At 44.5% G+C, this 12429-nt stretch carries 8 protein-coding genes; 5 read left to right on the plus strand and 3 right to left on the minus strand.

All coding sequences use genetic code 11. The annotated features are described in order from the left end of the window. Positions 1-270: 270 nt before the first annotated feature. Positions 271-3423 (minus strand): efflux RND transporter permease subunit, encoded by a 3153-nt coding sequence (locus ACFWMP_RS22520; protein WP_379424742.1) that lies wholly within the window; start codon positions 3421-3423, stop codon positions 271-273. 114 nt (positions 3424-3537) lie between these two features. Continuing rightward, positions 3538-4455: a TetR/AcrR family transcriptional regulator gene (locus ACFWMP_RS22525; protein WP_339243804.1), complete on the minus strand. Its 918-nt coding sequence runs from the start codon at positions 4453-4455 to the stop codon at positions 3538-3540. Positions 4456-4682: 227 nt separating this feature from the next. Between ACFWMP_RS22525 and cls the strand changes: the two genes are divergently transcribed. Beyond that, positions 4683-6191, plus strand: a complete 1509-nt coding sequence (cls, locus tag ACFWMP_RS22530; protein WP_042192502.1) for a cardiolipin synthase — start codon at positions 4683-4685, stop codon at positions 6189-6191. A 57-nt stretch (positions 6192-6248) separates the two neighbouring features. On the opposite strand, the gene ACFWMP_RS22535 is transcribed toward cls, so the two are convergent. After that, positions 6249-7778 (minus strand): phospholipase D family protein, encoded by a 1530-nt coding sequence (locus tag ACFWMP_RS22535; protein WP_379424743.1) that lies wholly within the window; start codon positions 7776-7778, stop codon positions 6249-6251. Positions 7779-7965: 187 nt separating this feature from the next. On the opposite strand from ACFWMP_RS22535, the gene fni reads away from it, so the two are divergent. The 4 genes from fni (at position 7966) to ychF (ending at position 12382) form a co-directional block, all read left to right on the plus strand. Beyond that, the gene (fni, locus tag ACFWMP_RS22540; RefSeq protein ID WP_341059278.1) at positions 7966-9105 is read left to right on the plus strand and encodes a type 2 isopentenyl-diphosphate Delta-isomerase; all 1140 of its coding nucleotides are present in this window, start codon (positions 7966-7968) and stop codon (positions 9103-9105) included. A gap of 38 nt (positions 9106-9143) precedes the next feature. After that, a complete protein-coding gene (locus ACFWMP_RS22545) occupies positions 9144-9617 on the plus strand; it encodes a GNAT family N-acetyltransferase (protein WP_231573354.1) in 474 nt (157 codons plus the stop codon). Between the two features lie 168 nt (positions 9618-9785). Next, the gene (locus tag ACFWMP_RS22550) at positions 9786-11138 is read left to right on the plus strand and encodes a S41 family peptidase (protein ID WP_379424744.1); all 1353 of its coding nucleotides are present in this window, start codon (positions 9786-9788) and stop codon (positions 11136-11138) included. Between the two features lie 143 nt (positions 11139-11281). Then, positions 11282-12382 (plus strand): redox-regulated ATPase YchF, encoded by a 1101-nt coding sequence (ychF, locus tag ACFWMP_RS22555; RefSeq protein WP_060625988.1) that lies wholly within the window; start codon positions 11282-11284, stop codon positions 12380-12382. Positions 12383-12429: the final 47 nt, after the last annotated feature.

Consider the following 12429-nt stretch of genomic DNA (forward strand, 5'->3'; position numbering starts at 1 on the left):
CCTCCCTATAATTCACCTGATTTGGCGGTAAATCAGGTGAATTAGCTAAATTACAGGGAGAAATTCCCTGATTCCATTAATTTAGAGCGATTATCGAAAATTTAGAGGGGGTTTTTCCCTAATTAGTTTTAGACCCACTATCCGGCGCTAGTTGCCTATCGCGAATCACCCGGCACATTCCATAAAAAAGAAGCTGCTCCATAAGTAGTATTCACTACTTTGGAGACAGCTTCTTCATTTAGCATGTTTACTTGATTCGTATCAAGTGTTCTAGTCAATTACCTTTTTACTGCGGAATTTCATTAGGAATTCATACACGACTGGCACTACTACAAGTGTCAGTAGCGTGGAGCTGATCAAGCCGCCGATAACGGTAACGCCTAGCCCCTTGGAGATGATCCCTGCACTGTTTTCAAGTCCTGTAACCAGTGGCAGCAATGCACCAATCGTTGCAAGTGCAGTCATCAGGATTGGACGTAAACGTGTGCCGCCTGCTTCAAGCAAGGCTTGACGTGTGGTCATTCCTTCTTTTTCCTTATGAATAACGCGGTCGATGAGGACAATCGCATTCGTGACTACGATACCAATCAACATCAGTGCACCCATGAGGGAGGAGACGTTTAAGGTTTCCCCAGCGATCAGAAGGGCTACGAGTACCCCAATAATGGTGAAAGGAAGTGAGAACAGGATAGCAAATGGAGCTAATCCACCGCCAAACGTAACCACAAGCACGAAGTATACGATGGCAATAGCAGCCGCCATAGCAATACCTAATTGACCAAATGTGTCATTGATCTGCTCGGTTACACCACCGAAGCTAACCGTCACGCCATCAGGTAATTCCATAGCATCTATTTTTTCCTTCACGAGGTTTGAAGCACTATTGACGTCACTTGAAATAATCTCGGCAGTGACATCCACCTTCATTTTACCGTCCATACGAGTAATCGAGTCAGGGGAAGAGCCGTTTTCAATTTTAGCGACTTGCCCGATTGGCACGGAAATGCCTAGTGGCGAAGTCAATGTAGCCTCTTCCATTTCTTTAATACTCTTATACGTTTCTTTATCAGTTTCGATATAGACTTTGTAGTTCTTGCCATCCATTTCTACTTCTGTGAGTACTGGACGTGTACCTGCAGGAGCAAGCTTCATCGCAATTTGTCCCGCTGTAAGTCCAAGGGAGCTAAGCTTTTCTTGATCCGCTACAATCGTATATTGATCGTAAGCTTCTTTGAGACTTGTTTCGCCATCCTTGAAATTAGTGGTGTCAGCCTGTACGATCTTGGCGATCTCATCCGCTACCGGCTTAATTTGATCTAGTTCGTCTCCGAATACATTCACGGTTAACGTGCTTCCACCCATACCTCCGCTCATCATCGCGGACATATCGCCCCACACACCATCTGGGACTTCTGCGGTTAAGCCTTCGATCAACTTCTCTTTTACATTTTCGAAATCAGGAGTATTACTATCATAAACGATGAAAAAGAGTCCTGAGTTGCTGGATCCGCCCATACCCATCGGGCCGCCGCCACCAATGGAATATTGCATTTTATCTACATGCTGTTGCGCTAAAATATATTTCTCAGCTTTCAGGCCTTGTTCTTGAACTTCTTCAGTTCTTTGACCAGCCTTCGGTGAGTAGGTTAGCATAACCGTTTTATCCTCTTGGGAAGGCATAAAGCTAACGCCGATAGGCTTGATCAGGAACAAGCTGCCCGCAAGGAGCAGAACCGCTACTCCGAACGTAACGAGTTTATGGGAAAGACACCAGTTCAGAATTTTTTGGTAACCAGCAGACATTCTGTCTGGTTTCTCACTATGTGTCTTCTTACCTTTCAATCCGTTGCGGAACAGGGAGTGTGCCATTGCAGGAACCAGGGTAATCGCAACTACCAACGAAGCGAGCAGGGCGAAGACCATGGTTAAAGCGAAAGGCAAGAACAGCTCTCCAACCATACCACTTACTAGAGCAAGCGGTAAGAATACCGCGATGGTTACAATCGTAGAGGACATGATTGGTACGAACATTTCACGAGTGGCTGCACTGATTAATTCCCGGCCTTTTAGCTTCTCGCCAGATAACGAGAGTCGCCGGTATATGTTCTCTATGACGACAATCGAGTCATCGACTACCCGTCCGATGGCAACGGTCATCGCACCAAGGGTCATCATATTAAGCGTAATGTCCATTTGACGCAGACATAATACTGCGATCAGCAATGATAAAGGAATAGAGATGATAGAAATGATCGTCGAACGAATATTCCGCAGGAAGACCAAAATGATAATTACTGCGAAAAGGGCGCCAAATACAGCTTTGGACAACATTGTATTTACGGAGTCCTCAATCGGCTTACCTTGGTCAAGCAGAACTGTAAGGTCAATGCCTTTATATTGTGCTTTTAATTCTTCAGTTTTGTCCTTAACACCATTTACGACATCAACAGTGTTGGCATCGTTGGCTTTGACAATCTGGATACCGATCGATTCTTTACCATTCGTACGGGAGATCGATTCAGAATTCCCAACAACCTCAATTGTAGCAAGCTCTCCCAGCTTCACGGTTGGCAATCCCATATTTGCAGCTCCGCCAACAGCGCCTGCACCAGCAGCACTTCCAGCACCTGCATCGGCAGCGCCAGCTCCAGGAGCCCCAGCGCCAGCAGCACCAGTTGGCATTACTGGAATGGTCACATTTTTAAGATCTTCAACGGTGGTGATGTTGCCATCCACGACAACTGCCTTTTGAGCTTTGTCCATCTCGAACAGTCCTAGTGGAACACGGAGAGAAGAGCCTTGAATGATCCCTTTAACCGTATCTTCGGTCAGTCCGTATTGCTTGAGCTTCTCTTGATTGAACTTAAGCGAAACTTCTTTGACGTATTGTCCAGAGATTTGAATAGAAGCAACACCCTCAACATCTTCAAGGGCAGGGCGAATATCGTTCTCGGCAATACGGGTTAGTTCCTCGAGATCTTCTGAATCCCCATTCGATAAACTAAGGGAGACGACAGGCATTGAGCTAAGGCTAAAACGGGAAATGGAAGGCTTTTGCACATTGTCTGGCAATGAGACCTCATTCAGCGCTTCGCGAACAGCTGCTGTAGCATTATCCAGATTCGTTCCATAATCAAACTCGATTTGGATACTGGAGGCATTCTCCAGAGAAGTGGAGGTGATTGTCTTTACACCATCCACATTGCGCAGCTTTTGCTCCAACGGTTTACTGACATCATTAACGACGCCTTCTGGTGCAGCCCCCGGATAAATAGTTGTTACGCTAAGATAGGGTATACTAATATTAGGTAAGGTTTCTTGCTTCATTGTCAGTCCGCTATACAAACCGGCAAATACAATAATTATCGTCAGAAGCCAAATGGCAAATTTGTTCCTGAGCGAGAAATTAATTAAGCTTTTCATAAGTGTTGTTTCTGCTCCTCTCGGGCCATTTCTTTACGAAATAGGGCGCCATTTTGAAAATTTATAATACTCGCTATCCATGTTCTTCTCTCTCACGAACTCTTTATAGAGCAATTAACGAAATACGCATGAATGATTTGAAAAAGAGGTAACCAGCTTCCTCAATTCTTCCAATGATGTAGTGAGCTCTGAGCAGGATTGGAGGTTGGACAACATCCCCTGTATGATTGCTTTGCGTGGGTGTGGTAAGAGAACTTCGCCTTCTAGAATGTTGAGTGATTCCAGCAAATCGGCTGACTCTTCGGGTTCTATACTATCTAATTTACTGACCGCAGTCTTCATGTCCTTAATGATCTGCAGTGGATTCTTGCGCTTACTCTCCTCATTCTCCTCCATCCAGCTTGCAAGAATGGTAGAGTTGATGAGAGGAGCCTGCTTACTTTTAAGAAGACCAGCTACAATAATATCTAGTAGATTCATTAGATGATCAGCCATAACGGCAAGGGACAAGTGGGTATCCTGACGAAAAATAACCGCAATATATGACTTGATTAGTCCATGACCTACAATACATAAATCTCCGGTATAGGGGATAATGTCTTTTCCATAAAGGGTCTCCATCTTCACCTGAAACCAGCGCAAGAAGGAAGCATTGTTTCTACGCAGCCATTCCGGTACTTCAGTATCAAAACCTTTTCCGGCAACTTCCTGAATTTGACGCTGTAAGAACTCACGTAATTCGTACACATGACTCAGTAGAATTTCTATTTGATTCCTAAGCTTCTCACGCGGTGTTCTTTGGGCTTCTTGTTCTTCACGTAATAAGGGATCACGAATCATTCGGTAACAATAGAGAAAAATACTGCGTTCCAGTTCTTCTTTGGATTTGAATACTAGATACAAGCTTCCCTTCGAAATTCCGCATAATTCGGCGATCTCTTGCATGGACGTGGAAGAGGAGCCTTTCACAGCGAATAATTGCATGGCGATCTTAATAATCTGTTCCTGCTTGTCCACAGTTTTATCGCTCATTGGGGGGATAACCTCCTTTCTGACTACCCAGTTCTATAATTGACTAATCGGTCAAAATAATTATATTCGATCCATCTTGTCATTACAAATTTCAGAACAGAAGGGTTACAGTTTTGTTGTAAATAGATTTTTACACAGTAATTGTCTAGGAAGATATAGGTTCTTCATGTAATATATAAAATGTGTCATTTTGGTGTTGCTTTTATGAATAAGAAGGTAGGTACAATATGAGAAGAGGACTTCAATCTATAATTATTATTGGGGCTTTCATAGCATTTTATTATTTTGGTTTTGGTATTTTTGGGAGTACTGCTGGAACAATTATTAGTATTTTCTCCACACTGACAGTCGTTTCAATTAGCTTAGCTATTTTTATGGAGAACCGTAATCCTTCTACTACGATGTCATGGATTCTTTTGCTTGCGTTGATCCCGGTGCTCGGTTTGGTCTTTTATTTTCTATTTGGACAGAATGTATTTAAACGTCGTAAATATGATAAAAAAGCACAAAGAGATCTTATGGCCTATGAGCGGATTGAGAATGACGCTTTGCGTACGCATCAAGATTGGTCGGTCTTTGACCCCTCGCGTCAAAAACTACTATTATTATCCAAGACTCTAGCGCGTACTCCTATTTCCTTTGCTTCAGAGACGCGCATCCTTACCAATGGTGAAGAGACGTTTGGAACATTACTGCTAGAGCTGCGACAAGCGAAGCACCATATACATATGGAGTATTACATCTTCCGTGCAGATCACATTGGAACGCGTATTCAACAGATTTTGATCGCAAAGGCGCGTGCGGGTGTATCTGTCCGATTTATGTATGACGCTGTGGGTAGTTTTCAGCTTTCTAAAGCTTTTTTGAAAGAGTTGGTTGATGCTGGAGTACAAGTGGCTTCGTACGGTAATTCCACCTCCTTTTTCTCTAGCCGGGTCAATTACCGGAATCACCGAAAAATCGTCGTCATCGACGGTGATGTCGGGTTCATGGGTGGACTGAATGTGGGGGATGAATATTTAAGCCGCAGCAAAACTTATGGATTCTGGCGTGACACCCATATGTTAGTTAGAGGTGAAGCGGTACGGACAATGCAAATCATCTTCTTGCAAGATTGGATGCATACTACAGGTGAAAAAATACTGGAGCAGGATTATCTAACACCACAGCTACACTTTATGACAGGGGACGGAGCAGTACAGATCATAGCGAGTGGGCCGGACAATGAACGCCGTGCACTCAAAAATATATTTTTCTCCATGATCACCTCAGCTGAAAAATCAGTTTGGATTGCCAGCCCTTATTTCATTCCGGACGAGGATATCCTGACTGCGATACGTGTAGCGGCTATATCTGGTCTAGATGTTCGCTTGTTATTCCCTGCTAAGCCGGATAAATGGATTCCGTTTCTGGCTTCGCATTCTTATTTCCCAGCATTGCTGGAGGCTGGAGTGAAGATTTATGAATACGAGAAGGGCTTTATACACTCTAAGCTGTTAATCGTGGATGGTGAAATAGCGACTATTGGAACGGCAAACATGGACATGCGGAGCTTCCATCTTAACTTTGAGGTAAACGCATTGCTTCTTCAGACAGAGAGTGTTACACGAATCGTTGCTGATTTTGAACGGGATTTATTGTCCACCACTCAGATTGTGCATGAGACCTTTATGAATAAACGCATGGTGGTGCGTATACTGGAATCTGCCGCCAGATTAATGTCTCCACTGCTATAACTTCATTTCAGATTAAACCACCGCGGAGGGTGCTGCCTTCTCTGCGGTGGTTTTTGTTTAAAAAGTAGTAAAGCCCAGGTTAGTCTGCAGCCGGAACAGGATGTACTTGAACCAGGTCACATCGCTCTGATAGGCATCAAAAGGTAAAGTGAACGTATGACCCTCGTTATTCCATAGCCGATTAAAGTAGGCTTCCATATCTTTGAACAGCGGCTGATCTCGCTTCATAGAAATCCACAGATCATTCTCGAGATTGTAGTCATCCAGATTGCGTGTGGTGAAATTGGTGGAACCGCCAAGAACGATGGAGCTGCCGGTTTGTTTGGCGATAAAGAGCAGCTTTGGATGATATTGCTCTTTGGTTGTATTGTACCAACGAATAGAGATTTCACCGTTCGTGCGTTTGTTCAGATCCATGGCAACTGGACGGTTGGGGATCCCGATTTTATCGCGCCCGAAGGCGTTCTGATTTGGATCCAGGATTAGGTTTACCTTAGCCCCGCGTGATGTAGCCTCTACCAACGCATCCAGAATGGCATCATCAGCAAGATAAAACATCCCCATCCATACGGTATCCCCCTTCCGGGCGGACCTAATGCCTTGCAGCGCATATTTGTATACCTTTCCTTCTGTTAAATAGCGAACTTCTAGAGCTTCCGCTGATGGTAGGTTCTTTTCTTGGGTGAAATTGGGCTTATGAAGTAGCAATGGACCTGCATCTGAAAGATTGGCTGCCGCCTGCTCGGTCTGGAGAATATCGGCAATAATTGGACCTTGTACCTCCAAAGCAATATTGGAGTGGTAGGCGCTGGCATCGTGAACATTTCCAGAGGAAATTAGTGCAGTGTTCTCACTGACAATGACTTTGCGATGGTTCGCCTTCACATTCAGCAGCTTCAGATAAGATCGAGCGGTAATATCCGGTCCACCACTGGCCATAAGATTGGGGATAAAGCCCTTACCGGATTGTCCGAACCATTGAATGAAGGTGCGCCAGACGGCTGAATAGGCAGGTGTAGAATCTCGCAGGTCATTAACATCGGTCATGATGACTCGGATCCCCACCGCCTTCATTTCTTCCAGAAGATGATTGGGCGCTGAGTTGTAATTGGTATTGACCTCATCGGTGATGAAGACAATCTCCATTTCGGGATAGGTTTGCTTTTGTGAGATTAATTTATCTGTCAGCATTCGACTGACTGGAGGGAATGACTGATCTTTATGGGTATAATCATTGAACAGGAACAGGTCGATGACTAAGAACTCCCTTGACTCCTCGATGATATGTAGCATTCTCGGAAGAATTTCACTCTCCTGCTTACCTGTGTCCGTACCGTCTGGATAGGTTAGGTCATGCCAGAAGGATACATTGTTCACTTTGTATATGGGACTTTCATAGGAAATCCCAACGGGTAGAGGTTTATGTGTCTGGTATATCATGACGCCGATTAACCAGAGAATTAGAATGACGCAAGCCCATATCACTCGTTTGCGGCGTCGTGAAGAGGTGCGTTTCTTTGGAGCAAAAGCATGGGTTCTATCTTGTATCACTTGGGGCTGAACGGGTTGTTCACGATCTGATCTCATCGGAAGTTCCTCCTGAAAGTATTGCAGAGCACTTCCTTTATAATTATTGTGCTCCGGCGTGTACCAACCTATTAACACCTAGTGGGTAGAAATGAAGCATCCCTCGTATTTCACTCACTTCATATTGTAAATTCATCTGAAGGGATATGTTATAATAAGTGCAGTTTAGGAATAGGAGGAACGGAGCATGAATCATACGCCAGAAGAGGCCGGACCATATGATGCGAATAGGCAGTCTGGCGCGGATCATGGCAATGACCTACCGACTGTAGAGGTTTCAGATAAGAAGTCTTTATTGCCTGCATCAAGGACAGGTGAACGCAAAATAGAGCATGTACGCCTTTGTCTAAATGAAGAAGTTGGTGGCGTTGGTGTGACTACGGGGTTTGAACATTACCGATTTCGGCATAATGCTCTTCCAGAGCTGAATTTCGATGATATATCATTGCAGACTACGTTCCTGGAACGTGAACTTCGTACACCACTGCTGATCAGCTCGATGACAGGCGGCAGTGCTGCTACAGGAGCCATCAATGCCCGACTAGCAGAGGCAGCGCAGCGTCGTGGATGGGCGCTGGGGGTTGGTTCTGTGCGAGCGGCGGTGGAGCGCTCTGAGCTAACCGAAACCTTTTATGTACGGGACAAAGCACCTGATATACCGGTTATCGCTAATATTGGCGCCGTACAGCTGTCCTATGGTTTCGGGATTGAGGAGTGTCGCCGCGCTGTGGATATTGCTGGTGCCGATTTTCTTGTACTGCATCTCAATGGTCTTCAAGAGGTCTTTCAACCGGAAGGGAATACTGGCTTTGCTTCTTTACTATCGCAGATAGCAAAAGTATGCCGTGCACTTGAGGTTCCTGTAGGTGTAAAAGAAGTCGGCTGGGGCATTGACGGTGATACAGCAGCACATCTTTATAATGCAGGGGTAGCTTTTGTTGATGTAGCGGGTGCAGGTGGAACATCCTGGAGTCAGGTCGAGAAGTTTCGGAGTAGAGACCCTATACGGCGTGCAGCGGCTGAAGCTTTCGCAGACTGGGGCACTCCAACCGCAGATTGCATTGCAGAGGTACGTGCTGTCTCCCCGAAGGGGGCATTGATTGGCAGCGGCGGCTTGAAGCATGGTGTGGATGCGGCGAAGGCATTGGCCCTCGGTGCTGATTTAGCAGGCTTTGGACGCAATCTTTTAGGACCGGCAGTAGATTCTGAAGAGGCGCTAGATGCTGCACTGGCTCAGGTAGAGCTGGAGCTTAAGATAGCAATGTTCGGCATCGGAGCTCCCGATTTAGCAACTTTACGTGGGACTTCCCGTTTAATACGTAAATAAAAGTATATGGTAAATATAGAAGTGAGGAAGTGAAAAAGATGATGATTAAATTGGTTCATATGGATGAGTCTGCTTTTCAATTTTTCTTAGGTCAAGCTACTCGTGATTACGCTGAAGATAAGATTAAAGCCGGCGCTTGGGACCCTGAAATCGCGATGAAGCTGTCTGAGGAAGCTATAACACAGTCTTTACCTAAAGGGTTGAGCACAGATGGCGCTTATCTATATTCTATAGTAGAAATAAGTAGTGATATCCAGGTAGGATACATCTGGTTTAATGTAAGTGAAGGCCGCAGCGGCCGAGAAGCTTTCATTTATGATTTCTATGTTTTTGAACCGTATCAGAGTAAAGGCTATGGCAAGCAGGCTATGGTCGCACTCGATGAAGAAGCTCGTGAGATGAACGTCACCAAAATCGGGTTACATGTCTTCGGTCAGAACAATCGTGCATTTGAGCTCTACAAAAAAATGGGATATACCGTAACTGACATTACGATGTCTAAAGATTTGTAATACTTAACGTGGAGACCTCGAAGGAGGTCTTTTTTGTGTTGTTCTAAGAAAACCAATGTAAATAATTGTGATAAATATATTTGAATTAGGAGGAATAGAAAAATATGATTATTAAATAAATTCCTAAAAATGGATTCAGCTATATGGAATATTGGAAGGGGGATTAAGGTGAGACCAAGGTTTGTATTACCAGCGGCTTTATCTGTAGCTGCAATACTGTTACTGGTTAGTTGCAACCGTGGGGATTCGCCAGGGAAAAAGCAATCTGCGTCGGAGCAAGTTCAGGCAAGTCCGGTTGCGCCGGTAGCCTCTTCAAAGGTAGCGGAAAAACAGCCAGAAGCGGCGTTGTCTCCATTGACAGTGGAACAAAGATTAGAGGATTTTGATTATATGTGGAAGATTATTGAGGAGAACTACCCTTTCCTAGAGGTAAATAAGCGTCTAAATGGAGAGGATTGGCTTGCGAACAAAGAGGAGTACCGTAATGAAATTGCAGCAGTGAAGACAGATGATGAGTTTTTTAGACGAATGAAATTCGTACTTAGCAGGTTAAATAATGGGCATACGAATTTTTTATCTAAGGAAGAATATCCATGGTTTCTAAACGCCTATGTTCAGGCAGGTTTTGGTTATGAGCCTTGGATCAACGTGTTTCAACAGCCAAATGTGTTGGCTCGTTACAACCAGAAACCTTTAGCGGAGCAGCAAAGCTCTGATGGCATCGTTAACGATATGAATAGTGGTGAGGCAGGGAGTCAGACAGGAAAGACTTCCGGGAATGTAAAAAAGGTTATTATAGAGCCAGAGCAAATAGCGTATCTAGGCATGCGAAGCTTTGCCGGAAGTCTCATGGAGATGGATAGTTCGGAGATTCGTGATTTTTTAATAGAAGTTAAAGATTATAAGACACTAATTCTAGATATCCGCGGAAATGGCGGAGGAAACAGCAATTACTGGAGAGCTCATATTGCTCCTCTGCTGATTAATAAACCTATCGAATACAATACATACTTACTTTATACAAGAGGCAACTATGCTGAGACCTTTATGCAGGCACGTCAGATCACAAGGGGGCAGCAGCCTATTACCAACATCAAAGACGAACAGTTGCCTAATTTACCATCGGAAGCATTAAAAATGTTCAAGACATATAGTAAAAATACAGATGTAGTAATCCCTCAAGAATCCGTTGGTTTTAAAGGAAAGATCTATTTGCTGGTAGATAGCTCTGTGTATTCAGCGTCGGAAGGTTTTGCAGCATTTGCAAAAGGCACCGGGTTTGCGACGGTTGTTGGTGGCAGAACAGGTGGGGACGGACTAGGGATGGATCCACTTGTCGTTGCATTGCCTAATAGCGGTTATGTATTCAGATTTTCCTTTGAGATGGGACTTAACTCTGATGGAAGCTGCAACGAGGAAGTGAAGACAGTCCCTGATGTGGAGGTTGATCCAGATACTTCTAAGCCCCTATTGGATCAGCCGGCGGTGCAAAAAGTATTGGAACTTGCCAAATCCTATTGAAATGGGTTCGCTTGGATAAGGCTGGATTGACACAACTGTAAGACATCCGGTGTTGCTGGAGAATATGTTCTAATATATAATGGTTTAGATCGTATTACTTATTCGGATGATCAATTTAGCTGAAAATAGGAGTTGTCATATAAATGGCTTTGAAAGCGGGAATCGTCGGTCTTCCTAACGTAGGAAAATCCACATTGTTTAATGCAATAACGCAAGCGGGAGCAGAATCCGCAAACTACCCTTTTTGCACGATTGACCCTAACGTTGGTGTCGTTGAAGTTCCGGACGAACGTCTTGATAAACTGACTGAGCTGGTACAACCTAACAAGACTGTACCTACTGCTTTTGAATTTGTTGATATCGCTGGTCTTGTGCGCGGTGCGAGTAAAGGTGAGGGACTAGGCAACAAGTTCCTAGCTCATATTCGCGAAGTAGACGCTATCGTTCATGTCGTTCGTTGTTTTGAAGATGAGAACGTTACCCACGTGGATGGAAAAGTAAATCCGATCAGCGACATTCAGACCATTAATTTGGAACTGATTCTTGCTGACATTGAGAGCATTGAGAAGCGGATTGAGCGTTCCCGTAAGAACATCAAAGGCGGCGACAAGAAATACGCTCAAGAAGTTGAACTGCTTGAACGCGTCAAAGAAGTGCTCTACGAAGATAAACCTGCACGTAGTATAGAATTGTCCGATGACGAGAAGGTTATTATCCGTGATCTTCATTTGTTAACATTGAAGCCTGTGCTGTATGCAGCGAATGTAAGTGAAGAAGAAGTAGCAAGTGCTGAGAATAATCCTTATGTGCAGCAAGTACGTGAATTTGCAGCAACTGAAGGTGCTGAAGTTGTTCCGATCAGTGCTAAAGTAGAAGCTGAAATTGCCGAGCTTGAGGGCGAAGATAAAGCGATGTTCCTAGAAGAACTTGGGCTAGAAGAATCTGGTCTGAACCGCTTGATCAAAGCGGCTTACAAACTTCTAGGCTTGTATACGTATTTCACGGCAGGCGTTCAGGAAGTTCGTGCGTGGACCATTCGTAAGGGAACTAAAGCACCCGGAGCTGCTGGTGTAATTCACACAGATTTTGAACGTGGATTTATCCGTGCTGAGGTAGTGGCTTACGCAGATCTTTTGGCAGCAGGCTCAATGAATGGTGCCAAAGAACGTGGTCAACTGCGTCTAGAAGGTAAAGAGTATTTGGTGCAGGACGGCGACGTTATGCATTTCCGTTTCAACGTTTAAGAGGACTGAAGCATACTAATGATAAGAGGGTCATCTCAGTCGGTAGA

The organism is Paenibacillus sp. NPDC058367 (genome assembly GCF_042723305.1).
Taxonomy (GTDB): Bacteria; Bacillota; Bacilli; order Paenibacillales; family Paenibacillaceae; genus Paenibacillus_AQ.

Coding starts and splice junctions, on each gene's coding strand:
- ACFWMP_RS22520 (WP_379424742.1), bottom strand. CDS start 3,423: ATGAAAAGCTTAATTAATTTCTCGCTCAGGAACAAATTTGCCATTTGG.
- ACFWMP_RS22525 (WP_339243804.1), bottom strand. CDS start 4,455: ATGAGCGATAAAACTGTGGACAAGCAGGAACAGATTATTAAGATCGCC.
- cls (WP_042192502.1), top strand. CDS start 4,683: ATGAGAAGAGGACTTCAATCTATAATTATTATTGGGGCTTTCATAGCA.
- ACFWMP_RS22535 (WP_379424743.1), bottom strand. CDS start 7,778: ATGAGATCAGATCGTGAACAACCCGTTCAGCCCCAAGTGATACAAGAT.
- fni (WP_341059278.1), top strand. CDS start 7,966: ATGAATCATACGCCAGAAGAGGCCGGACCATATGATGCGAATAGGCAG.
- ACFWMP_RS22545 (WP_231573354.1), top strand. CDS start 9,144: ATGATGATTAAATTGGTTCATATGGATGAGTCTGCTTTTCAATTTTTC.
- ychF (WP_060625988.1), top strand. CDS start 11,282: ATGGCTTTGAAAGCGGGAATCGTCGGTCTTCCTAACGTAGGAAAATCC.